General features: G+C 42.0%; 22 protein-coding genes. 14 read left to right on the top strand and 8 right to left on the bottom strand.

The features are described 5' to 3' along the window. Positions 1-137: 137 nt before the first annotated feature. Positions 138-1,256, bottom strand: coding sequence for an aspartate-semialdehyde dehydrogenase (gene asd, locus E0H81_RS01790; protein ID WP_131316035.1), 1,119 nt, complete (start codon positions 1,254-1,256; stop codon positions 138-140). 187 nt (positions 1,257-1,443) lie between these two features. Between asd and E0H81_RS01785 the strand changes: the two genes are divergently transcribed. Together E0H81_RS01785 and E0H81_RS01780 are read left to right on the top strand one after the other, a co-directional pair. Further along, positions 1,444-2,580, top strand: a complete 1,137-nt coding sequence (locus E0H81_RS01785; RefSeq protein ID WP_131316033.1) for an endonuclease/exonuclease/phosphatase family protein — start codon at positions 1,444-1,446, stop codon at positions 2,578-2,580. 471 nt (positions 2,581-3,051) lie between these two features. Then, the gene (locus tag E0H81_RS01780) at positions 3,052-3,459 is read left to right on the top strand and encodes a GNAT family N-acetyltransferase (protein WP_131316031.1); all 408 of its coding nucleotides are present in this window, start codon (positions 3,052-3,054) and stop codon (positions 3,457-3,459) included. Positions 3,460-3,553: 94 nt separating this feature from the next. On the opposite strand, the gene E0H81_RS01775 is transcribed toward E0H81_RS01780, so the two are convergent. The 3 genes from E0H81_RS01775 to E0H81_RS01765 form a co-directional block, all read right to left on the bottom strand. Then, the gene (locus E0H81_RS01775; protein ID WP_131316029.1) at positions 3,554-4,660 is read right to left on the bottom strand and encodes a glycosyltransferase family 4 protein; all 1,107 of its coding nucleotides are present in this window, start codon (positions 4,658-4,660) and stop codon (positions 3,554-3,556) included. Positions 4,661-4,696: 36 nt separating this feature from the next. Next, the gene (lpxL, locus tag E0H81_RS01770) at positions 4,697-5,632 is read right to left on the bottom strand and encodes an LpxL/LpxP family Kdo(2)-lipid IV(A) lauroyl/palmitoleoyl acyltransferase (protein WP_131316027.1); all 936 of its coding nucleotides are present in this window, start codon (positions 5,630-5,632) and stop codon (positions 4,697-4,699) included. A gap of 106 nt (positions 5,633-5,738) precedes the next feature. After that, on the bottom strand, positions 5,739-7,634 hold the full coding sequence (locus E0H81_RS01765) for an ATP-binding cassette domain-containing protein (protein WP_131267168.1): 1,896 nt from the start codon (positions 7,632-7,634) through the stop codon (positions 5,739-5,741). Between the two features lie 33 nt (positions 7,635-7,667). Here E0H81_RS01765 and E0H81_RS01760 point away from each other — a divergent pair, with 33 nt between their 5' ends. From E0H81_RS01760 to E0H81_RS01705, 12 genes are all read left to right on the top strand, one after another. Further along, a complete protein-coding gene (locus tag E0H81_RS01760) occupies positions 7,668-7,913 on the top strand; it encodes a SlyX family protein (protein ID WP_067866331.1) in 246 nt (81 codons plus the stop codon). A gap of 98 nt (positions 7,914-8,011) precedes the next feature. Further along, complete coding sequence (locus E0H81_RS01755) at positions 8,012-9,010, top strand: hypothetical protein (protein WP_131316025.1); 999 nt, start codon at positions 8,012-8,014, stop codon at positions 9,008-9,010. A gap of 71 nt (positions 9,011-9,081) precedes the next feature. Beyond that, positions 9,082-9,531, top strand: a complete 450-nt coding sequence (locus E0H81_RS01750; protein WP_131316023.1) for an ammonium transporter — start codon at positions 9,082-9,084, stop codon at positions 9,529-9,531. A 35-nt stretch (positions 9,532-9,566) separates the two neighbouring features. Next, positions 9,567-12,206 (top strand): type I DNA topoisomerase, encoded by a 2,640-nt coding sequence (topA, locus tag E0H81_RS01745; RefSeq protein ID WP_131316021.1) that lies wholly within the window; start codon positions 9,567-9,569, stop codon positions 12,204-12,206. 93 nt (positions 12,207-12,299) lie between these two features. Continuing rightward, complete coding sequence (locus tag E0H81_RS01740; protein WP_131316019.1) at positions 12,300-13,280, top strand: NYN domain-containing protein; 981 nt, start codon at positions 12,300-12,302, stop codon at positions 13,278-13,280. Positions 13,281-13,312: 32 nt separating this feature from the next. Then, on the top strand, positions 13,313-14,071 hold the full coding sequence (locus E0H81_RS01735) for a hypothetical protein (protein WP_131316017.1): 759 nt from the start codon (positions 13,313-13,315) through the stop codon (positions 14,069-14,071). A 113-nt stretch (positions 14,072-14,184) separates the two neighbouring features. After that, complete coding sequence (locus E0H81_RS01730; RefSeq protein WP_131316015.1) at positions 14,185-14,781, top strand: HdeD family acid-resistance protein; 597 nt, start codon at positions 14,185-14,187, stop codon at positions 14,779-14,781. A gap of 78 nt (positions 14,782-14,859) precedes the next feature. Next, complete coding sequence (locus E0H81_RS01725) at positions 14,860-16,002, top strand: glycerate kinase family protein (protein WP_131316013.1); 1,143 nt, start codon at positions 14,860-14,862, stop codon at positions 16,000-16,002. A gap of 255 nt (positions 16,003-16,257) precedes the next feature. After that, positions 16,258-18,249: an ATP-dependent helicase gene (locus tag E0H81_RS01720; RefSeq protein ID WP_131267162.1), complete on the top strand. Its 1,992-nt coding sequence runs from the start codon at positions 16,258-16,260 to the stop codon at positions 18,247-18,249. Positions 18,250-18,346: 97 nt separating this feature from the next. Beyond that, positions 18,347-18,619: an RNA recognition motif domain-containing protein gene (locus E0H81_RS01715; protein WP_131267161.1), complete on the top strand. Its 273-nt coding sequence runs from the start codon at positions 18,347-18,349 to the stop codon at positions 18,617-18,619. 259 nt (positions 18,620-18,878) lie between these two features. Beyond that, a complete protein-coding gene (locus E0H81_RS01710; RefSeq protein WP_131267160.1) occupies positions 18,879-19,382 on the top strand; it encodes a DUF6586 family protein in 504 nt (167 codons plus the stop codon). Between the two features lie 104 nt (positions 19,383-19,486). Continuing rightward, the gene (locus tag E0H81_RS01705; RefSeq protein ID WP_067722074.1) at positions 19,487-19,765 is read left to right on the top strand and encodes a hypothetical protein; all 279 of its coding nucleotides are present in this window, start codon (positions 19,487-19,489) and stop codon (positions 19,763-19,765) included. A 53-nt stretch (positions 19,766-19,818) separates the two neighbouring features. Here E0H81_RS01705 and E0H81_RS01700 read toward each other — a convergent pair whose 3' ends face one another. The 4 genes from E0H81_RS01700 to E0H81_RS01685 form a co-directional block, all read right to left on the bottom strand. Further along, on the bottom strand, positions 19,819-21,537 hold the full coding sequence (locus E0H81_RS01700) for a cation:proton antiporter (protein ID WP_131316011.1): 1,719 nt from the start codon (positions 21,535-21,537) through the stop codon (positions 19,819-19,821). Positions 21,538-21,677: 140 nt separating this feature from the next. Further along, positions 21,678-21,833: a 50S ribosomal protein L33 gene (rpmG, locus tag E0H81_RS01695; RefSeq protein WP_001205031.1), complete on the bottom strand. Its 156-nt coding sequence runs from the start codon at positions 21,831-21,833 to the stop codon at positions 21,678-21,680. 12 nt (positions 21,834-21,845) lie between these two features. Continuing rightward, positions 21,846-22,082, bottom strand: a complete 237-nt coding sequence (gene rpmB, locus E0H81_RS01690) for a 50S ribosomal protein L28 (protein ID WP_010325866.1) — start codon at positions 22,080-22,082, stop codon at positions 21,846-21,848. Positions 22,083-22,244: 162 nt separating this feature from the next. Beyond that, complete coding sequence (locus tag E0H81_RS01685) at positions 22,245-23,693, bottom strand: coniferyl aldehyde dehydrogenase (protein ID WP_131316009.1); 1,449 nt, start codon at positions 23,691-23,693, stop codon at positions 22,245-22,247. Positions 23,694-23,799 lie beyond the last annotated feature (106 nt).

Below are 23,799 nucleotides of genomic sequence, written 5' to 3'. Positions count from 1 at the left end.
TTTTAGCTCAATTCTGTATCGCATTGCGAAAGTTGTAGATTAACGAGATGTTGAATAATTGTAAAATACTAACATAAAGCATACATAAAAAAAGCCGATCAATTGTGACCGGCTTTTCGTTTTTTTAACTTTAACAATTAAGCATTTTTATATTCAATGAGGATGCGAAGCATACGGCGTAACGGTTCCGCAGCACCCCAAAGCAATTGGTCACCTACAGTGAACGCGCCCAGGTATTCTTTACCCATATTCAGCTTACGCAAACGACCTACCGGAACAGACAATGTACCGGTAACCGCTACAGGAGTCAGATCCGTCATCGACGCTTCACGTGTATTCGGAACGACTTTTGCCCATGGGTTGGATTGACGAATCATGTCTTCGATTTCATCAAGCGGCACGTCTTTCTTAAGCTTCAAAGTTAAAGCTTGTGAATGACAACGCATTGCACCAATACGTACACAATGACCATCAATTGGAACGATTTGTTGATTGCCCAAGATCTTGTTGGTTTCAACTTGCGCTTTCCACTCTTCTTTTGACTGACCATTGTCGAGCTGTTTGTCGATATATGGAATGAGTGAGCCGGCTAAAGGCACACCGAAGTTGGCAGCAGGGAAACCTTCACCACGTTGCAAAGATGCAATTTTAGAGTCGATGTCTAAGATGGGTGAACGCGGGTCATCGAGCAAATCTTTGGTATTGTTATATAAATAACCCATACCCGTGATCAGCTCGCGCATGTTTTGTGCGCCTGCACCAGATGCTGCCTGATACGTCATTGCAGTCATCCACTCAACCAAATTGTTTTGGTAAAGCGCGCCCATGCTCATCAACATCAATGAAACGGTACAGTTACCACCGACAAATGTTTTGGTGCCATTAACCAAACCATCTTTAATCACATGCATGTTAACCGGGTCAAGCACGATGATGGCTTCATCATCCATACGCAGGGTAGATGCAGCATCAATCCAGTAACCGTTCCAGTTTTCCGCTTTTAATTTAGGGAAAACTTCAGAGGTATAATCACCACCTTGGCAGGTAATAATGACATCCATCTGCTTCAGACTGTTAATGTCTGATGCATCCATAAGTGCTGGGGCAGTCTTACCGCCAAACGCAGGCGCTTCACCACCTGCATTACTGGTAGAAAAATAGAATGGCTCAAAATGAGCAAAATCATTCTCTTCAACCATACGTTGCATGAGGACAGAACCAACCATCCCGCGCCAACCGACCAGACCTACTTTCATGTCACTTTGCCTCGGTGCGTAAAAAAATAAAAGGGGGCTTGAGTGTATCAAAAGCGACCGCAACTGCAAGTACTACACAATGAAAACATCAATATTATTGAGCGGAATATCTTGTTTATGTTACATAGAAAATTGATAAAGTTATTTCATCATAGAAAAACTAAAAGCAACAAAAGAGCAGAGACTTATGATTTGGGTGGAGTTAATTTCAGTTTTTGTTATATGGCTGACATTTTGGTCATTAATTCCACGGGATGAATGGTGGATTCGAGGGGCCGATTTTCCACGCTTGCAAATTTTAGTTTTGGGACTGATTGCTTTGGTGCTGTTGTTGGTCTGGGATCAGCCATGGGATCTACGGCGTGAAATTGTCTTTACTGCCCTGATTGCGGCACTCGCATATCAGCTTAAAATGGTGCTGCCTTATACCTTTATCTGGAAGAAACAGGTCAAGAAAGTCCATAAGCATCAGCTTAATCCTGATAAGCAAATTTCTTTGCTTGTATCTAATGTATTAACTCCAAATGATAAATATCACTTGTTGGTTGAACAGATCCAGAAACATCAACCTGATTTGGTACTGACCTTAGAAACAGATCTCATCTGGCAAAAAGCCCTTGCCGTGATTGAAAAAGATTATCCCTATCGTGTACCTGTGCCTTTGGACAATCTGTATGGCATGCATCTTTACAGTAAGCTTGAACTGAAAGATACCGAAGTGAAATTCATTTTAAGTGATGAAATTCCTTCCATTCATACCACCGTAATTTTACGTTCAGGCCAACCGGTGCAACTGTATTGCCTGCATCCTAAACCGCCCAGCCCAACTGAAGCCAAAGATTCGACCCTCCGAGATGCAGAGCTTTTAATGGTCGGTGATCAAATTAAAGATTTGGATGAAAGCTGTATTGTGATGGGGGATTTGAATGATGTGGCGTGGTCAAGAACCACACGATTATTTCAGCGCATTAGTGGGCTGCTTGATCCGCGTGTAGGGCGACGCTATATCAATACCTTTCATGCAGATTATCCAATGTTTCGCTGGTCACTCGACCATGTTTTTCATAGCACCGACTTTGCTTTAGTCCATATGGAGCGTTTGCCACATGTTGGGTCGGATCATTTTCCGGTGTATGTCGTATTACAAACGGGTCGCGTTTTCGAACAGGTTCAGGATGAACTGGAACAAACCGATGCCGATGAACAAGAAGCCCAAGAGGCAATTCAGGAAGGTATTCAAAAAGCAGAAAAAGAAGAAAAATTGGTCACCGATGAAATTGCACAGGACTATAAAAATGGTACGAAAGTACCTCAAGGGAATTAGAGGAAAAGTGTACGAAATAGCTTACATGGATAGAGGTCAATCGCGAATAGTTCTTTTTTCTGTTTCTGTTTAATCTAGCCTCATCAGCCAAGGAGTTGGGAACGGAAAATCCCATTATGGAAGACGATGTTGGGCTGATGGTGAGTCATCATGGATATGATGCAGCAAGGGATCGCAAATAAGATAATAAAAATAAAGTTTGAAAAGCACAACCTTATACACCCGAGTTTTGCAGGATGCAGAACTCGGGTTCTACTTTTATAGAACATTTTAAAATATAGAATATTCTAAAAATAAAATTTCAGTGATGTTTCTATCCACATTGCAAGAACTTAAATTTTAATTGCTGATTTTACTGATTTATCACGTGATGCTTTTCATATCTATGCAGACTGATTTCTATGTAGAGTTATTGGCCTTTGCTGAGTGGGTTAATGGCTAGGTTTAGAGTAGGGAAGGGTGAATCAGGTGATGACTTTTGAAATATCAATGCACGATCAGATTCATGAAGCAGAAGTTTTAGCAATTTATCGAGCCAATGATTGGTCATCAGCGCAAAAGCCAGTTCAGCTGATGGCAGCATTACGTCATTCGCATAGTCTGGTCACAGCCAGACAGGATGGACAGCTTATTGGTCTGGGAAATGCGATATCTGATGGGCATCTGGTGGTGTATTTTCCGCACCTGCTCGTGCATCCCGATTTTCAAAATTTGGGTGCGGGCCGATTAATGATGCAAGCAATGTTATTTAAATATAAAGATCTTCACCAAAAGATATTGGTTGCTGAACATCAAGCGATAAAATTTTATCAATCAATGGGTTTTGTTCGCGCAGGCCAAACCGAGCCTATGTGGATCTATGCAGGAACAGAACATTGATCATTTTTAGATGATTTATTTAAGCTTATATGTTTATGCCCAAGCTATTTTTGTATGTCACCAAGACCTCATCCATAGGCTGGGCTGAACAAATTTAATCTAAACTTAAAACCTGTTTATATAAATCAAGGGTCTGATCACACATCTCTTTTAAGCTAAACATCGTGACTGGCTTAACTTCCTGAGGCTGATCAATATGATGCTTTACGGCATTTAAAAGTGCAGCTTGATCATCTACCTCAATTAAGCCTTGCGGATAAATATGGGATAAAATTTCTGCCACACCGCCACGATTCCAGCCAATCACCGGTGTACCCACCGATAATGCTTCTAATGCCGTACGGCCAAAGGTTTCCGCCTGATTTGAAAGGGAAAGGACGACATCACTAAAGGCCAACCATTCACGGATGTCGGAACGATGACCGACAAAGGTGATTTTGTCGCTTAAACCTTTGCTGTGAATATTGTCCTGCATTTCTTTTAAGTAAGCTGCTTTTTTCGGATCTGCTCCACCTACCACCACAGCATGCAGGTTTGGATACTGGCTTTGCAGCTGTTGTATTAATTCAATTAAAGTCTCATGGCCTTTTAAACGGGTAATACGCCCGGGAAGACAGACCAAAAACTTGTTTTCCAGTTGAGGAAAATCTTTAAACGTTTGATTGATCCACTGTGTAGAAGGTTGATAGCCGTGAGGAAACTCTTGCGGTGAAATCCCGCGATAAATTCGCACGATATTTTCAGGCGGACAGTTCTGATAATGTTCTGTAATGTATTTCACCACACTGTCAGAAACGGCAATGACTTTTTCCGCTTGCGTCATAATCGCACTATAACGATTGGTCGAATAAAAGCCGTGCACCGTTGAAATGAGATGCGGGCGTTTATGTGCCGGAATACCTTTTAAGGCAAAATGAGTCAGCCATGCAGGTACACGTGAACGAACATGTACGATGTCAGGTTGATGCTGTTCAATCAGTTTTCGTAAAGGGCGTATTTGCCAAAGACTGGATAAAGATTTTTTATGAATGGCTAAAGACAGATGTTTTGAGCCTTCCGCTTCAAGTTGGGCAACCAGACGCCCACCATTGGAAATCACCAAAGATTCGTGGCCATCTGCAACAAGCGCACGTGCAATTTCCAGTGTGCCACGTTCAACACCACCACTGTTCAATTCAGGAAGAAGCTGCATAATTTTCATAGGTGTTATCTTCATTATTTTAAAGTGTGGGATTGATTAATAAATTTTGTCATAGCCTTCAGGGCGCGTTTTAAAGCGACGGTGAAACCACATATATTGGGTGGGTGCGATACGCAGCTGACTTTCAATGATCTTGTTAACCCGTGTTGCATCATCCACTTCATCTTCGCTCGGCAGATTTTCTACCAGTGCTTGAATCAAGACTTTGTATTGTGGATTGGCAATATCGCCATCACGGTAGAAATATAAAGGTACGGCGGCAGCTTTGGTCATTTTAATTAAACGACGATGTGCAGTCACTGTTGCAGCAGGTATCCCAAAAAAGGGTGCCATTACGCCTTGTTTCAGGCCATAGTCTTGGTCAGGACTGTACCAGATTGCACGGCCATTTTTTAAATGACGAATCAAGCCACGCATATCATCATGATCAATTTGATTGGCATAAATGGTGGCGCGGCAGCGGTAGATCAGCATATCTAACAGCGGATTATTTTGCGGACGGTAGACGACATCTGGCTCAAAATACTGGGCACATAAATATCCGCCAGCATCGAGTAATGTTGAATGCGTGCCTAGCAATAAAACCCCTTTGCCCTCAGCTTGTGCTTTTTGGAGATGTTCTAAGCCTTCAATACTGACACGACCTTTAAACCACTGCGGGCAATACCACGCATTTAAGGTTTCAAAAATTCCAATCATCTGATCGACAAAAACGTGTCGGGTATTTTCTTGAACCTGTTCGCTGGTCCATTCTGGAAAACAGAGCTCTAAATTACGAATCGCTGTTTTACGACGTGATTTGAGCTGATTGAATGCGATATTGCCTATAACAGTGGCTAGACGATGCTGAATGGCCCACGGTAAAATTGCCAGAATCATTAGAAATACGATTCCAATCCAAATGCCCCAATAGTGTGGAAGAAGGAAAGACCATTGAAACTCACCCGGTTTGTAGTCTGGCTTTTTACTCATAATGACCGTTTATACCAAAATTTATCTGCAGTTTAACATGAAGTTATTTTGTAAATAAAAAAGCACCTGCAAAATACTTTACAGGTGCTTTTATAACGCGGCTAAATTAATCGCCTTTGCTAAGATTGTCTAATTCTTCCCAGCGTTCTAATTTTTCAAGCAATTGCTCGTCAATTTCCGTAAGGCGATTAGAAAGTTTCATCGCTTGATCAGCATCTGAAGTAAATAAAGAACCATCGGCAAGCTGTGCATTGATGTGGGCTTGTTCTTTCTCAAGTGCCTCCATTTCAGCCGGTAACTGCTCTAAAGCACGTTGATCCTTATAGCTGAGCTTTACTTTTTTCGGCACAGCTGCTTCGGCTTTAGCAACGGCTTTCTTGGCATCACTTTTCAGACCGACAGCCGTTTGATCTGGGCGTTGCTCTAGATAGTCCTGATAACCACCGATGTATTCATCAATGTGACCTTTACCATCAAATACCCAAGTCGATGTGACCACGTTGTCCATAAATGCACGGTCATGCGAGATCAAAAGTAATGTACCGGTATAACCACCGAGCATTTCTTCCAATAGCTCCAGCGTCACCATATCCAAGTCATTGGTTGGCTCATCCATCACAATTAAATTCGATGGTTTAAGCAGGAGTTTCGCCAATAGAATACGGTTACGTTCGCCGCCAGACAACGCTTTTACCGGAGTACGGGCACGTTCAGGCGAGAACAGGAAATCTTGAAGATAACTGTAGATATGACGACGACCACCGTTCACATCAACAAAGTCCGTACCTTCAGAAATGTTATCTTTAACCGATTTCTCTAAATCCAGCGCATTGCGCAGCTGGTCGAAATAGGCCACTTCCAGTTGGGTACCGGTTTTTACTGTGCCGCCATGCTCAAGCTCACCTAAAATGGCTTTGATCAGGGTAGTTTTACCTACACCATTGTCGCCGACCAAGCCAATACGGTCACCACGAAGTACCAATGCAGAGAAATCTTTGATGATGGGTTCTTGATCGCCGAAAGCAACACTTAAATGCTCAATATCAAAGACCAATTTACCAGAGCGGTTGGCATCTTGCGTTGCCATGCTCACTTTGCCCTGTTGCGAGCGACGCGCTTTAGATTCTTCACGCAAATCTTTTAGTGCACGTACACGACCTTCATTACGGGTACGGCGAGCTTTAATGCCTTGACGAATCCAGACTTCTTCTTCAGCCAAACGTTTATCGAATAAAGCGTTTTGCTTTTCTTCCGCTTCCATTTGTTGCGCTTTAAGCTCAAGGTAACGTGTGTAGTTACCTTCATAGCTGCGCAAAGTACCGCGATCGAGTTCGACAATACGGGTTGCGATGCTGTCGACAAATGAACGGTCATGCGAAATAAATAATAAGGTTAAATTATTTTGATCGAGCAGGAATTTTTCTAACCATTCAATACTTTCAACGTCCAGGTGGTTGGTTGGTTCGTCGAGTAAAAGTACATCGGGTTGGGTGAGTAGCGCACGTGCCAACAGGACACGACGTTTACGACCACCGGATAAATCGGCCAAATCGGCATCTGGGTCTAAACCCATTTTGCTCAAAATAGAATTTACTTTGGTTTCCAAAGCCCAACCATCGACCTGATCGAGTTTGTGCTGCAGGTTACCCATGCGATCGCATGCTTCCATATCACCGAGTACACACGCATCACTGGCTTCGTGATAGGCTCTGAGTACAGTAGCCGCTTCACCTGCGCCGTCGGCAACGATGTCAGCGACTTTACCGGAATCCATGGGTACATCTTGAGCCAGCATGGAAATGGTGATGCCATTTTGTATAGAAACTTCACCACGATCTGGCAGTAAACTTCCCTCAATGAGTTTAAGTAAAGTAGACTTACCTTCACCGTTACGGCCAATCAAACAAACTCGTTCACCGCGTTCCAAATTGAAGTTCGCGCCGTCGAGCAGGGACGGTCCGCCAAACGCGAGTTGGACATCCCTTAACGTAATATAGGCCATACTGTTTCCTGAAATCCAAAATGAGGACTTAAAATGACTAAACAAAAAAATCTTAATGATCAGGCGTCATTTTCCGCACCCATAGAAGATTTGCAAGTGCGAATTACATTTTTAGATGATTTAGTTGAACAATTAAATGAACAGGTGTCTCTGCAACATGCCGAAATAGCTGATTTGAAAAAACAAATGCAGTTTTTGTATCAACGCATTGAGTCTGCCGATTTATCCGATGGAATTGCCAATTTTGATCCAATGGCTGATCGACCACCGCATTATTGAGTCAATCTTCACGGGTCTTTTTGCTGAATTGATTTGACCTTTCCATTCAGGCTCGCTCTAATGCAGGCTCAAAGTTCCCTTACTTGTCTATTGAGATTATGTCCAATAAAGTCGTTCTTCTTGATCTTGAAAAGAATATGCCTACCGCACAATTGCTGCGAGACATCATTCAACACTACGCTGTAATTTACTTATTTAACTGCCAAGGAAAGTTTGAATACTCACTTGAAGATTTAACCGAGTTTTCAAGTTGGGTCAGTAGTGGACAAGTGGTTATTTTAGAAACTGCCGAGGTCGATCAAAAAGAATTCGAATATGCGGTGGTCGTCGGGCAACTGATCGCGTTGTTAGAAACTGACACCACGATTGAAGTCATTTCTGCCATGCCAAGCAGTGAAATTCTGCTAGAGATGATGCAATCCTCGGACATGACCTGTAAGCTGATTCAAATTCAGGCAGAAGAACCTTCATTAAATTCAAAATATAAAATTCCAAGTATCGAAACCATTAAGCAAAAACCAGAGTTATTGTTGGTCAAAAAATATTGTGACGCTTTAAGTAAAATGAAGGGCAAACCGAACTCGATTGAGAAACTTAAAAACTCGCTGAGTAACATTTTGCAAGTTGAAACAGGTCAGGCACAGCAGCTGATAGCTTTACTGATTAATCTCAAAATTGTGAAACGTTATGATGAGCAAATTAATTTCCGTAAAAAACTATTAAAACAATGGACGGAACTTGATTTAGAGCAAGCAACGCCTTCAGAAACAGCACAGAACATTTCCCCGATTTTTGCTCAACTACAAACAGAATCTTCCTCAGATGAAGAACTGCAGCATTCAAATCCCATTCATCATGCGCAAAAAGATTTATTTAAAAACTTTTCTAAAATTGATCCGGTTCAGGTCATTGTCGCGCGTAAATTGCGCGAATTAAAATCGGACAAGCCTAAAGATATTTATGCCTTGCGTGATTTGCTGGAGCAGATGTTCCCGAAATCGGATGTGAAATTGTTGCTTAAAGAATTGATTGAAAAGGGATATATTTACTGGAATGGCACTGAAGTGCTGTACAGCCACGAGATGTTCTTGAATTAATTTCATCGTTGTAACTTGCGTTTTATATTGCGCTTATGCAACTCTAATAAAGGAACAGACAAGGTTGTACTATGGAAAATACCGGTATTTGGGTCATTGGCTTCATTATTGTATTTGTTTTGGGCTCGATTTTGGGTCTTCGCGTCAGTCCGCGAGAAAAAGCATTAGGCATAATGCGTGAGAAGGCACGAAAAATGGGGCTGCACCCACGTTTAGTGGCCGCTCCCGATTGGACAAAAATCCCCATGGCCTCCTCAAGTCGTGCCAGTATGGTGGCCTATTACAGCATACTGATTCCAGATGCTCGCCTGCCTTTAATGCGTGCGCGTGTTGAAGAGCAAAAGCTAAAACTTGTGCAGGGTGATGATAAGTTTAACGATTTGCCCATTGCATTAAAGGGCATTTATGCTATTGATATGCAGGCAAACTGTGTAGGACTCTATTGGGAAGAAGAATCTGACCTGCGAGCAACACAGTTAGATGACATGAAAACTTATTTAAAGTCTTTGGCTGAACTTTAATTTATAAACCAAACAAACAGGATTAACGATTAACTATGGCGAACGCTCCTCGGTCTACATCCAAAAGCACCACAGCAAAATCACCGAGTGCTGCGAAAAAGCGTGCCTTAGTGATTGTGGAGTCGCCTGCAAAAGCGAAAACAATCAATAAATACCTCGGTTCAGATTACATTGTGAAATCATCCGTCGGTCACGTGCGTGACTTACCGACCGGTGGTTCTAAAAGTACAGAAAAAAAACCTGTATCACGTGTCAAACTGACCGATGAGCAAAAAGCTGAAAAAGCACAAACGGCCTTGGTTAATCGGATGGGCGTTGACCCTGAACATGACTGGGAAGCTCACTATGAAGTGCTTCCGGGTAAGGAACACGTTGTTGCTGAACTAAAAAAACTGGCATCACAAGTCGATGAAATCTACCTCGCAACGGATATGGACCGTGAAGGGGAAGCCATTGCCTGGCATTTAAAAGAAGTGATTGGTGGAGATGATTCACGTTATCAACGTGTAGTCTTTAACGAAATTACCAAAAATGCAATTCAGGAAGCCTTTAAACAGCCTTCACGCTTAGATATTGATAAGGTTAATGCACAGCAAGCACGCCGTTTCTTGGACCGCGTAGTGGGCTTTATGATTTCGCCATTGCTGTGGGAAAAGATTGCCCGCGGTTTATCGGCAGGTCGTGTGCAATCGGTTGCGGTAAAATTGGTGGTAGAGCGTGAACGTGAGATTCGTGCTTTTATTCCTGAAGAATACTGGCAAGTGTTTGCAGATACCAAATCTTCAAGCGATGAGATTCGTTTAGAAGCAGTCAAACAAGGTGGTAAAAGCTTAAAACTGCAAAATAAAGCACAAACGGATGCTTTATTAAAAATTTTAAATACTGCTGAATATAAAGTTACCACGCGTGAAGATAAACCGACCAAGGTTAATCCAAGTGCACCATATATCACCTCGACCCTGCAACAGGCTGCAAGTACACGTTTAGGTTTCTCTGTGAAGAAAACCATGACGATGGCGCAGCGGCTGTATGAAGCAGGTTTTATTACCTATATGCGTACTGACTCAACCTTTTTAAGTAATGATGCAGTCAATATGGTTCGTAATCACATTGAACTTGAGTTCGGTGAAAAGTACTTACCTGTCAAGCCAAACCTTTATGGTAATAAAGCAGGCGCGCAAGAAGCCCATGAAGCGATTCGTCCTTCAAATGTGACTTTAAAAGGTGATCAGTTAGTCGGTGTCGATCGTGATGCACAGCGTTTGTATGATCTGATTTGGCGTCAGTTTGTTGCTTGTCAAATGACATCGGCAGAATACCTGTCTTCAACCATTTTAGTCGATGCCAATGGCGTGGAACTCAAAGCCAAAGGTCGTACTTTAGTTTTTGACGGTTTTACCAAAGTTCGCGCTGCAAACAAAGCAGATGACGATATTTTGCTACCTGCTGTTAAAGTGGGTGAAGTGCTTAAACTTGAGAAGCTTGATCCGTCTCAACACTTCACTAAACCCCCTGCACGTTTTACCGAAGCATCATTGGTGAAAGAATTAGAGAAAAAAGGCATTGGTCGTCCATCAACCTATGCTGCAATTATTTCAACCATTCAGGATCGTGGTTATGTAAAGCTCGACAATCGTCGTCTATATGCTGAGAAGATGGGTGAAATCGTGACAGATCGTCTCGATGAAAACTTCAATAACCTGATGAATTACGCTTTTACTGCCGATCTTGAAGGTCAGCTCGATAAAGTGGCTGATGGACAGCGTAACTGGAAGGAATTACTGGATAATTTCTACGGCGACTTTAAAAAACGCTTAACCACAGCACAGGGTGAAAACGGCATGCGTCGTAATCAGCCTGTTGAAGTTGAAGCGGTGCATTGCCCTGAATGCTCACGTCCAATGCAGATTCGTACCGGTACAACGGGCGTATTCCTAGGGTGTTCAGGCTACAACTTGCCACCAAAAGAGCGTTGTAAGGGTACCTTGAACCTGACGCCGGTTGAGTCGCTTGCAGCCTTATCTGATGATGATGCAGCAGAAACTGCCGATTTAATGTCGAAAAAACGTTGCCCGATTTGTGAAACGGCAATGGACAGTTATGTGATTGATGGTGGTCGTAAATTGCATGTCTGTGGGAATAACCCGGACTGTGCCGGTTTTGAGCTTGAAGAAGGCGAGTTCAAAATTAAAGGTTACGATGGACCAACCATTCCATGTGACAAATGTGATGGTGAAATGCAGCTCAAGACGGGACGTTTTGGACCGTACTTTGCCTGCACCAGCTGTGACAATACCCGTAAAGTATTGAAGAGTGGTCAGCCAGCGCCTCCGCGTGTCGATCCAATTAGAATGGAACATTTACGTTCAACCAAACATGATGACTTCTTTGTTCTTCGTGATGGTGCAGCCGGCTTATTCCTGGCAGCCAGCAAATTCCCGAAAGTTCGTGAAACACGTGCGCCGAAAGTCGCTGAACTACGTTCTGTAGCTGAACAGCTTGATCCAAAATATCAGTTTATTTTGCAAGCTCCCGATGTAGACCCGGAAGGCAATCCAGCATTGGTGAAATTCAGCCGTAAGAACCAGGCGCAGTATATTGGTTCTGAAAATGCTGAAGGCAAACAAACCAAGTGGAGCCTGGTTTACCAAGATGGGAAATGGGTTGAAGCCTAATTTTTAAGAAGTGAAAAAATGCTGACGAAAGTCGGCATTTTTTATGTCAGAATGATTTATATAAAAATTTAAAAATATTGATTTGGGGTAATAGTGGAAATTCAAACGAAAAAGTTTGCTGTCTTAATTGACGCGGATAATTCATCTATTAACGCAATCTCATCTGTATTAGAAGAAGTTGCTAAATATGGCATTGCAAGTGTAAAAAGGGTTTATGGTGATTGGAGTAGTGACACATTAAAAAAATGGAGAGACGTTTTACTTCCTCATGCCATTACACCTGTGCAGCAATTTGCATATACAAAAGGCAAAGATGCCACAGATATGATTTTAATTATTGATGCTATGGATTTATTGTATGCAGGTGCATTAGATGGATTCTGCATTGTTTCAAGTGATAGTGATTTTACACCTTTAGCATCAAGAATCCGTGAAAATGGTTTGATTGTTTATGGTTTTGGGCGGAAAACAACACCTGAACCATTCAAACAAGCATGTGATAAATTCATTTCGGTAGAAAATTTGGTGTTTGAAGAAAAGGAGGAGATTAAGCAAAATTCAATAATTAAAAAAGATAATGGGGTAAAAGAGTCCATAAAAATTGAATTAATTGACAAGGATATTGTTAAACAACAAATAGATAAAGCTACTTTAAATCTAATATATAAAGCTGTTAAAGATAATTCAGATGATAGTGGTTGGGCATATCTTGGTTTAGTAGGAGCATATATAACTACTGTCAAACCTGATTTTGACACACGAAATTATGGTCATGATAAGTTGTCAGGTTTGGTAAAAGCATTAGGTGTATTCGAAATTAAAATGCAAGGTAGCCAAATGTATTTAAGAAAAAGTAGTTTCAGTTCATTTATTCGACTTGTACAAAAAGCTATTTACCATTATTCGGAACAAAATGATTGGGTGAATATTCAGGATGTCGTAGAGTATCTAAAGAATACAGATTTGAATATTAGAAACTATGAGGAGGCTATTGAATCTATCCACTCAGGATGGCTTGAATTTAAGGATATTGATAAGAAGAAATTTACTAAAATAAATAAAGTTATGGTTTAGGACTTAATTATCCATAGAAATGGTAAGAATTAATGTGGAAAAAAATTCGGGTACTGTGTTTACTCATCATTTTATTCATCGTGGCAGTCAATGCTTACCGCGACCAGAATCAAGACTGGTCCAAACCCATTATTGTGATGCTGCATCCCATTAATGCAGATGGGCAGGTTGCTACCCAGAACTATATTCAGACTCTTAACTTATCTGAATTAAGGGCTGCACAAGAATATCTGAAACAGATGTCGACGGAATATCGTGGACAACCCATTTCTCTGTATTTCCAAATGGGGAGAGAACTCAAACAACTTCCACCTAAAGTACCTGAGCATGCAAGTATGCTGGATACCATTTTATGGAGTTTAAAGTTCCGTTTTTATGCATGGAAACAGCATGAAAGAAAAGAGGGCGCGCCTAGTGTGACTTTATTTTTAAATTATTATGACCCTGCACACACTAAAGAATTAAAGCATTCAACCGCCTTGCAAAAAGGCCGGATTGGTTCGGTCAATTTGTTTGCATCTAAAAAACAGGCTGAACAAAACAAAATTGTGCTTGTACATGAGCTGTTACATGCTTTCGGTGCAACCGATAAATACGACTTGGCAACCGGACAACCGCTGTATCCAGTTGGTTATGCCTATCCCAATCAAAAGCCTTTATTTCCTCAAGCCAAATGTGAATTGATGGCGGGACATATTCCGGTCTCACTCGATAAAAGTAAGATGCCGGATACTTTACAACAGACATTAATTAATGAAATTACTGCGATTGAACTGGGCTGGAAAAAATAAAAGATGTGGATAACGCTTAATTTATCCACAGTTTAATGTACTGATGTGGATAAAAATATCGCAAATTCATAACGCAAATTTGTTTTAAAATATTGAAAAAATAATCCTTTTTTATAAACAAAAGACTTGAGAAGAATCATGAAAAAGTAGCAAATGACCTGGTCCGACATCAGCTGCATGAAAACCGAAAATGGTATTTAGGTTTGGGTATTTGGCTCATCGTATTTGGAATTGTGTTACTGGCTTCTTTACCGTTTGCCACGCTTTCAGTCGTTTTTCTGTTTGGTGTGCTGATGATGATCGGTGGCGTTCTACATTTCATTGCAGCATTTAAAATCTTTGATGGGGGATATCGTTGGTTGTGGGCATTGTTCGGCTTGCTTTATCTAACGGCAGGCTATTATGCATTTAGCACTCCTGTAAAAACCGCCATTGTATTGACCAATCTCTTAGCCATCGTTTTGATTGTTGCGGGTGTCATCCGTATCTTGAATGCCTTTATTTTTAAAGCCTATCAAGGTTGGGGATGGGTATTGTTTTCAGGTATTTTAACCTTGCTGACGGGGATTATTATTTTGATGTCACCCGATGCGCCGTTCTGGGTGCTAGGTCTATTCCTGGCAGTCGATATTCTGTTTCAGGGCATAAATTATCTGACCTTGGCTTCTTATATAAAACGTGAATTACCACAAAGTTCTGCTGATGTTTAAACCCAATTCGACTAAAGAGCGCTAGATGCGCTCTTTTTTTAATGTATAAAAGATTTATTCATTTTATTCTTGAAAATCATGCCTAAAATTTTTGTTCTCGCTCCCGACTCCTTTAAAGAAAGCATGACTGCTGAACAGGCGTGTCAGGCCATACAACGCGGCATCCAGAAAATATTTGCAGATGCACATTTTATTCATGTGCCGATGGCAGATGGTGGCGAAGGGACGGTCGATGCTTTGGTTTCTTGCCTAAATGGACAGAGGGTTGATTGTGAAGTTACAGGACCTTTAGCCACTCAAAAAGTAAAAACCTATTTTGGCTTAATTGAAGGTGGTCAAACTGCTGTGATTGAAATGGCAAAAGCCAATGGCATTCATTTGCTCGAGCCTTCCCAGCGAAATCCCTTACTGACGACCACTTTCGGTACAGGAGAAATGATTAAATCGGCTCTGGATTTAGGCGTGTCTAAAATTATTATCGGTTTGGGCGGAAGTATCACCAATGACGCGGGTGCAGGGATGGCACAGGCATTGGGAGCAAAGTTTTTAGATGCACACAGCAATGAAGTTGCAAGAGCCGGTGGGCAACTTGATCAAATTCGAACGATTGATATTTCAGGTTTGGATGCACGTTTAAAGCAGGTTGAAATCGTGATCTCCAGTGATGTGAATAATCCTCTGACTGGAGTAAACGGGGCATCGCATGTGTTTGGCCCACAAAAAGGGGCCACAGCTGAAATGGTGCAACAGCTTGATCAGAACCTTACATATTTTGCAGAACTGGTTTCTCAACAATTAAATATTGATGTTAAAGAGATCGCAGGTGCAGGTGCTGCGGGTGGTTTAGGTTTTGGCTTGATGGTATTTGCAGGTGCAGGTATTCGTTCAGGTGTAGAGCTTGTCATTGAACAGACCCAATTGGCAGAGAAAATTACTCAAGCCGACTATGTATTTACCGGTGAAGGCGGCATCGATTTTCAGACTAAATTTGGTAAAACTCCTTTTGGTGTGGCACAAGTGGCGAAGCGATTGAATAAACCCGTGATTGCTTGTGCAGGCTATATTGGGGAAGATATAGAAGAACTTTATGATGAAGGGTTTACGGCAATTTTTGGTATTGTGGATGGTATTTGTGATTTGCCAACGGCATTAGAAAATGGGGAAAAGAATCTGGAAAGAACCTGTGAGGCTATTGCTCGGATATTTGCCCTAAATTCATAACCATCACGACCAGATTATTCTAGGTAAACTTAAATGTTTTTGCGTAGGTAATGCCTTACTTTTCAAGGATGAAAAGTAACAAAAATCCTGTGTTGAACTGATTAAACATCCATGTTTCACAGTTCAACAGACGACATCCATGTCGCCTGTCTGGATGACAAATATATGGGATTAGATTCAGTTTTTAAGCAGACCAATCTCAGATGTATGGTCAGCTCTGCTAAACTATATCTATCCCCAAGTAGATTAGAGATTATGAGTTTAGCCACCCTGATTGATGAATTAAACCCTCAACAAAAGCAAGCCGCAACCACCGAATCTAAGCACAGTTTGGTACTTGCAGGCGCAGGCTGTGGCAAAACCAAAACCATTGTGGCGCGTGCAGCTTATCTGATTGATCAAGGTGTACCCGCCAATCAAATCCAGATTCTGACCTTTACCCGCCGTTCAGCCAGTGAAATTGTGGCACGTGTGGAACTGGCTTTGGGTGAACAGGCCAAAGGGCTTAGAGCATCGACGTTTCATACCTTCTGTATGTACTTGCTGCGCCGTCTTCCGAAAGCTTTTGGCTTGGAACAATTCTCGATTATCGACCGTGATGATCAGTTGATGATGTTCCGCCTGATTCGGGGTAAAGATGATAAGAAGAATCCCAATGCCCTGCCAAAGCCGAAAGAGTTATGTGATCTCTATTCTTTTGCTCGGAATACGCGGCAAAAATTAAGTCTGGCTTTAGAAAAGCAAATGCCAGAATTTCTGGAATATAAAGACCAGATTGTGGAAATCATGAAAGAGTACGAAGCCCGTAAACAGGCGCGTAGCTTTCTGGATTATGACGATATTTTGGCGGTTGTTGCTTCAGCACTGGCACAATCGGAAGGCTTGGTGGATTACGTTTCATCCATTTGTCAGCACATGCTGGTGGATGAAATGCAGGATACCAATCCTCTGCAATGGGCCTTGCTGGAACCGCTGAAAGATAAAACCAGTCTGTTCTGTGTCGGTGATGATGCGCAGTCTATTTATGGTTTTCGTGGTGCTGACTTTGAAAATATTCACCATTTTAAAGAGCGTGTACCCAATGCACAGATTTTTAAACTGGAAAAAAATTACCGTTCCACACAGGAAATTCTGGATTTATCCAACTGGCTGCTCGATCAAAGCCCGATTCAATATGACAAGCATTTAGAGGCTTATCGTGGTGAGGGCGTCAAACCACGTATGCATATTTTCCCGAATGAATTTGATGAAGCCAAATGGATTGCCATCGACATTAAAGAGCGGCATTTACTGGAAGGTTCGGCCTGGCATGAACATATGGTCTTGGTGCGTTCAAGTTTTGCTGCGCGGCATATTGAAGCGGCATTTATTCAGGCCAATATGCCTTACCGCTTTATTGGCGGCATGAAATTGCTTGAAACTGCGCATGTCAAGGACTTGCTCAGCCTACTGCGTGTGATTGCCAATCCTCTGGATGATATCGCCTGGATGCGCTTCCTGACGCTGTGGAATGGTGTGGGTGATGTCGGGGCAAGTAAACTGGCTCAACAGTTATTACTTGAGCCTGAGACCGAGCGAATTTTTGAAAAGTTGGAAAAATTCGGCCGTATTCCAGACAATACTTTGCTGATCATGAAACAAATGCTGGTGTTGAAAGATCATGTGCAGGCTTGTGTATCGCTGGGTATTGAAGCGCTAAAAGATCAGCTGGAAGAAAATTATGCCAAAAAGGACTGGTCGAAACGCTTGGGTGATTTTGATCTGGTCAAACAACTGGCTGCCAAGCATGATCAACTGAGTGAGTTTCTGGAAGAATACGTGCTCGATCCGGTGTCGATCAGTGAGATTGAACGACAGTCGCAGGATGATGTGGTTACCCTGATCACCATCCATTCTGCCAAAGGCACGGAACAGAAAGTCTGTTATGTGGCCAATGTCTCGGCAGGGCAATATCCACATGCACGTGCGCAGGGTAATTTCGATGAAGTCGAAGAAGAACGCCGTGTATTGTATGTGGCGTTAACCCGTGCCAAAAATGAACTGATTTTGACCAAGCAGAATTTGAATTTATGGACACGTGATCAGATGGATGATCAGGGCCGAAAGATTGAAAGTTATTTCCTCAATGAATTAAGCCGTAATTTGTGCATTACCGAAACCCATTACAAGCAACGCCAGCAAACCGTGAAAAGTGCTTTAATAGAACGACAGTCGATTAATTTAGATTTTGGCATTGATCTCGATTAAACTATAGCAATTGCGTTATTTTGTTTTTTATTGCGAAGTTCAAAAAGTCGAGTAGGCGAGTGCTTTTTGATGATTTTGCCTATTTTAAGGTTGTAAGATGAAAATTTTAGTTCGTAGTTTAGAACGTACAGTAACAGAAGCTGAATTATTGAAGCTATTTCAAGACTTTGGCACAGTTGATTCATGCAAGTTGGTGATGGATGCCACTACAGGTAAATCGAAAGGTTTTGCCTTTGTTGAAATGCCCCATGGTCGTGAAGCTGTGAAAGCGATTAAAGGCTTAAATACGCTGCGTTTGCACGGACATGGTATTCGTGTGAAACAGGCTGAAGATAAGCCTGAAGAGACCAGTAAAACTGAAAACAAATAATTAAAGGAGCGAAAGCTCCTTTTTTTAGATAAAAATGATACGAAAATTTTCAGGTCCTGTCTGTGATTGACTCCAATAGAATGTGTATTTCTCAGAAGGATTAAGACTTTAGAAGTCCAATCCAGAACAGGAGCGAAGTTGCTGCAAAGTGTAAAATCTGTTTAATTGACATAGATCATGCATAATTTTTATTGTGAATTGAGCAAAATAAAGTTTAATCTTAAGTCTGTAACAAACGCCAAAATTTAGGAATATCGCTATGTCCCGTGTTGCTCGTTTCCATGCTGACCGTACCAATCAGAAACTGTATTTTGCACGTCTTTCATGTCAACAAGCTGAGCAAACTGACAATATTCAACAGGCACAAGCACATCGTGAAGCTGCTGTATTCCATTTGCATGGTGCAGTGCTGGCATTTCTGCAGGAACTGGTTCGTTACTATCGTTTAAATGACTTTATGCCGACACTCAAGTCGATTGAAGACAATATGGCGGAAAAGGGACAAGTATCTCCTGAAGTGACCGTAATGCAGCAATTGTCAAAGCAGGGTTTTATTGCTGAACTAAAACGTGCTTATCGCATGTGCCAATATGCACCTGAACCAAGTGCGCCTGAACCAGAACATGAAACATCATCTAACTTAATTATTAAAGTGACCCAAACGCCTCAAGCGTGGTTGCCGGATACAAAAATTTTGCGTGAATGGCATCTTGATTTAACTCAGCTGATTGATGGCTTTCGTAACGAGATGGTTGAGTTTTAATCTTTTTTCTCTGCTCTTGAAGTTTTTGCTATCGGCCTTATATAAATAGTCTACGTAATGCAAAGTGCAACTGCCTTTGCCACCATGTTGAACATGGAGGAACTATGTCTATAGAACAATTGAAAGAATTATTTGGTAATCAAGAAGCTATTTTAGAATTGGTTCAACTTGAAGGTGGTGAGTTGGCATTGCGAAATGCAGGCTCTCAAAAAGAACCCTTGGTTAAAATTCAGTTTAATGATGAAGTGAAGTCATTACTGGGTGATCAAATGCCTGAGATTGCACAGCATATGGTGCAAGCTGCCTTGTTTGCCATGATGGAAAAACAGGTCAATGAATGGCAGGCAGAGATTGTCGATGATCAACCTAAGTATTTGAGCTGATCTCATTCAAATAAAAAAACGCACTCATGAGTGCGTTTTTTTACCAGACAAGATTAATGGGTGGGATTTTGCTGATGAGCAATCTGGATTTGATTGAGAATATGGTTGGTCATATTTTTCGCCATTTCCTCTTTGGCAAAATAGACTTCGCCAATACCATCACGGCGGATCACTTCAGCCTCTGCCTTGCTTTCTGCACAGACTAAAACCTGAATTTGCGGATTCAGGGTTTTGGCAATATCCACAATTTTATGAATATCCAAAATATCCATAGGGGATAGGACTAAAAGCCGCGCATGTTGAATATGTGCTTGAATGAGTACACCTGCTTCGGTTGCATGACCCGAAACTGCAGCAATGCCTTTTTGTCGTAAGCTTTCTACAATTTCGCGGTTTTCTTCCGCAATCACCACTTTAATATCTTGTGCCATTAATTCTCTGGTAATGCGACGACCGACTTCACCATGACCGATAATCACTACCTGATCACGTAAATACTCTTGAGAGACTTCATCGGGCAGCATGGAAAGCGGGTCACCACTACGTTCCAGTAAACGCGCCAGATGTGAGCGTTCACGAATCCATTTTTGTACCGGTTCTATCGCAGAGAACACAAATGAATTCAGCGTGATTGAAATAAGTGCGCCTGCCAGAATCAGGTTTTGCCCTTCAATTGAAAGTAAATTGAGTGAGAGACCCAAGGTTGCCAGAATAAAAGAGAACTCGCCAATTTGTGCAAGGCTTGCACCCACGGTTAACGCGGTATTAATCGGATAGCGGAAGAATAAAACCAAAGCCATCGCTGCAATAGTCTTGCCAATCATGATGATGCCAACCACGGCAAGTACATGCAGCGGCTGCTCAATCAAAATGCGAGGATCAAACAGCATGCCGACGGAAACAAAGAATAAAATCGAGAAAATTTCACGTAGCGGTAAAGTCTCTTCTTCTGCGCGGTGACTGAAATCGGATTCTTTGACCACCATTCCGGCGAAGAATGCACCGAGTGCCATTGATACGCCAAAAACTTTATAAGCACCAAAGGCAATTGACACCGCAGCGGCAACCACGGTTAAAGTAAACAGTTCACGCGAACCCAAGCGTGCGACCAGTTGCATGATCCAGGGAACCAGACGTTTACCGATAATCAACATAAAGGCAATAAAACCAACCACTTTAAGCAGAGTCACGCCTAAAGTGAGCCATATGTTTGCATCGGGATTGGCGCCTGCAACAGGTGTTCCACCAAGTAACACGGCAGTGGCTGGAAGCAGCACCAAGACCAAAACCATCACAAGATCTTCAACCAACAGCCAGCCTACGGCAATTTTCCCGTTGACTGAGTTGAGTAAGCCACGGTCACTTAAGGCTTTGAGCAATACTACAGTACTGGCACAAGACAGGCTTAAACCAAACACCAGTGCAGAGCCAAAACTCCAGCCCCAGATCATGGAAACACCTATACCCAGCAAGGTAGCGACAGCAATTTGTAACACGGCACCGGGTAAAGCGATTCGACGTACCTGCATCAAATCATTTAGGGAAAAGTGCATCCCGACACCAAACATCAGGAACATGACCCCAAGTTCAGCCAGCTGGTTGGCAAGTTGAATATCACCGACCACACCGGGGGTGTTCGGACTAATCAGAATACCGGCAATGAGATAGCCGATTAGAGGAGGGAGGCGTATACGAGCTGCAATATAGCCAAAAATAAGCGCCAGTCCAAAGCCAACTGCTAATAATATAATGAGATCTACGTCATGAGGCACTAAAAACTCCTTAAGCCTAAGTTAAGGGTAAAAATACAAAAGCACAAAGGGTGCCAAAAAAGTAGCTAAAGTGTATCAAGCCGGATAAAAAAAATGCAAAAAAAAACGACCCAGAAGGTCGCTTTTTTAAGAAGGCAAAATTATTTAATTTTAGCTTCTTTGAAAATCACGTGTTGACGGATTTTTGGATCAAATTTTTTGATTTCCATTTTTTCCGGCATAGTACGTTTGTTCTTAGTGGTGGTATAGAAATAACCAGTACCAGCTGAAGAAACTAGACGAATTTTATCACGCATGGTTCGAACTCCTTAGATCTTTTGACCTTGAGCACGTAGGTCAGTAACAACCTTTTCGATACCCAATTTGTCGATAATACGCATACCTTTAGTGGTTAAACGAAGACGTACAAAACGTTTTTCGCTTTCTAACCAGAAACGGTGGTGATGCAGGTTCGGCTCGAACCGGCGTTTGGTTTTGTTATTGGCGTGCGAGACGTTGTTGCCAACGACTGGACGCTTGCCGGTAACTTGGCAAACCTTAGACATGGTGAACTCCATTGCTAGACAGCACTAATTGTGCGGCTAGTCATTAAAAGTAAACGGATGAAATCATTCAAGGGGCGTTTTATATCAAAAATACGCTTAAAAGACAAGCGAATTTAATAAAAACCCGGCATGAACACGTGCAATAGCTCATGCCTTGATCAGTTAGCGAAGAAGGGTCTTCGAAATCAATTTATGAATCGGTTTGTTAAATGGTGGGAGAATGAATTTTAAGCTATACAGCTTAGGATTCGACATCACCGACCGTTCATGAGACAAACTGAAGAAACCTTCTGGACCATGATACTTGCCCATGCCTGAAGCACCTACGCCACCAAATGGTAAATCGTCTTGTGCAACATGGGTCAATACCGTGTTTTGCCCGAAATGCCCTGAATGCGTATGCTGTGCGACATAGTCAGCACGCGCCTGATCAAAGTCGAAATAGTATAAAGCAAGTGGACGCGGACGGCTATTAATAAAGTCAATAACATCGTCAATTTGATCATATTCCATGATTGGCAGGATCGGGCCAAAGATTTCTTCTTTCATAATCCGCATTTCAGTGGTTACGCCGGTTAATAAAGTTGGCGCAATTTTTCGAACTGCAGTTAAATCTTCATGTTTAGGATTGATTTCGATCATTTTGGCACCCTGATTACAGGCATCTTCCAGATAACCTTGCAGGCGATTGTACTGTTTGTCATTAATAATCGAGGTGTAATCCTGGTTGTATGCAATATCTGCATACATATTTTCCACACACGCCCTAAAGTGCTCGATGAATTCAGCCGTTTTTCCTTTAGGCAGGAACATATAGTCGGGTGCCACACAGGTCTGACCTGCATTCCATAGCTTACCTGCAGCAAGTCGCTGCGCGACATCTTTTAGGTCAATGGATGGATGCACCAGAACAGGGGATTTTCCGCCCAATTCTAAAATCACCGGCACCAGGTTTTCTGAGGCCGCTGCCATCACAGTTTTACCAATTTCGGTAGAACCGGTGAAAATAATTTTATCAAAAGCTAAATGGCTAAACGCATCAGAGACAGGACCGCCGCCATTAATAACCGCAACCAGTTCGGTCGAAAAGGCTTCACCTAAGGCTTTTTCAAGCGCACGACCAAAATTGCTCGACGCACTGGAAATTTTGATCATGGCATTGTTGCCGGCAGCAATTGCACAAATCAGTGGACCTACCGACAATAATAAAGGATAGTTCCAAGGAGCAATAATTCCGACCACACCTAACGGCTGGTATTGAACCCAAGCTTTTGCCGGTTGATGAATAATTCCGACATGGCGTTTCGAAGGTTTCATCCACTGGGTCAAATGCTTGCTATAATATTTAATCTGTTCAAGACAGGTGAGCAGTTCACCAATTTTGGTTTCGCCAATAGAACGGTTACCATAGTCTTGATTAATTGCTTCGGCAAATTGATCTTGATATTTAACTAAGATACGCTTTAAACGTGCTAAACGATCAATACGTTCCTTTGCACTTGGTAAAGGGTGGCGTTGATAGGCATGTTTTTGCTGTTCCAGCACAGTATGTAAGTGCGGAATATCGAAAGAATGTGGTGTCATTGAAGTTGTTTTTATAGGACTATTCATGACCTGCTACCCTTAAATAAAAGCGATTAATTTAATTTTTAGAGTAAAAGCTCTAAATAGTCAAGTTACTTTATGTGTTAGCTAGCTAACCTATTGAATGAATGGT

Origin of the sequence: Acinetobacter terrestris (assembly GCF_004331155.1) — a bacterium.
GTDB classification, from domain to species: domain Bacteria; phylum Pseudomonadota; class Gammaproteobacteria; order Pseudomonadales; family Moraxellaceae; genus Acinetobacter; species Acinetobacter terrestris.
Note: the sequence above shows the minus strand (reverse complement) of the source record. Positions and strands in the feature narration are given on the sequence as shown.

Coding starts and splice junctions, on each gene's coding strand:
- asd (WP_131316035.1), bottom strand. CDS start 1,256: ATGAAAGTAGGTCTGGTCGGTTGGCGCGGGATGGTTGGTTCTGTCCTC.
- E0H81_RS01785 (WP_131316033.1), top strand. CDS start 1,444: ATGATTTGGGTGGAGTTAATTTCAGTTTTTGTTATATGGCTGACATTT.
- E0H81_RS01780 (WP_131316031.1), top strand. CDS start 3,052: ATGACTTTTGAAATATCAATGCACGATCAGATTCATGAAGCAGAAGTT.
- E0H81_RS01775 (WP_131316029.1), bottom strand. CDS start 4,660: ATGAAAATTATGCAGCTTCTTCCTGAATTGAACAGTGGTGGTGTTGAA.
- lpxL (WP_131316027.1), bottom strand. CDS start 5,632: ATGAGTAAAAAGCCAGACTACAAACCGGGTGAGTTTCAATGGTCTTTC.
- E0H81_RS01765 (WP_131267168.1), bottom strand. CDS start 7,634: ATGGCCTATATTACGTTAAGGGATGTCCAACTCGCGTTTGGCGGACCG.
- E0H81_RS01760 (WP_067866331.1), top strand. CDS start 7,668: ATGACTAAACAAAAAAATCTTAATGATCAGGCGTCATTTTCCGCACCC.
- E0H81_RS01755 (WP_131316025.1), top strand. CDS start 8,012: ATGTCCAATAAAGTCGTTCTTCTTGATCTTGAAAAGAATATGCCTACC.
- E0H81_RS01750 (WP_131316023.1), top strand. CDS start 9,082: ATGGAAAATACCGGTATTTGGGTCATTGGCTTCATTATTGTATTTGTT.
- topA (WP_131316021.1), top strand. CDS start 9,567: ATGGCGAACGCTCCTCGGTCTACATCCAAAAGCACCACAGCAAAATCA.
- E0H81_RS01735 (WP_131316017.1), top strand. CDS start 13,313: ATGTGGAAAAAAATTCGGGTACTGTGTTTACTCATCATTTTATTCATC.
- E0H81_RS01725 (WP_131316013.1), top strand. CDS start 14,860: ATGCCTAAAATTTTTGTTCTCGCTCCCGACTCCTTTAAAGAAAGCATG.
- E0H81_RS01720 (WP_131267162.1), top strand. CDS start 16,258: ATGAGTTTAGCCACCCTGATTGATGAATTAAACCCTCAACAAAAGCAA.
- E0H81_RS01715 (WP_131267161.1), top strand. CDS start 18,347: ATGAAAATTTTAGTTCGTAGTTTAGAACGTACAGTAACAGAAGCTGAA.
- E0H81_RS01710 (WP_131267160.1), top strand. CDS start 18,879: ATGTCCCGTGTTGCTCGTTTCCATGCTGACCGTACCAATCAGAAACTG.
- E0H81_RS01705 (WP_067722074.1), top strand. CDS start 19,487: ATGTCTATAGAACAATTGAAAGAATTATTTGGTAATCAAGAAGCTATT.
- rpmG (WP_001205031.1), bottom strand. CDS start 21,833: ATGCGTGATAAAATTCGTCTAGTTTCTTCAGCTGGTACTGGTTATTTC.
- rpmB (WP_010325866.1), bottom strand. CDS start 22,082: ATGTCTAAGGTTTGCCAAGTTACCGGCAAGCGTCCAGTCGTTGGCAAC.
- E0H81_RS01685 (WP_131316009.1), bottom strand. CDS start 23,693: ATGAATAGTCCTATAAAAACAACTTCAATGACACCACATTCTTTCGAT.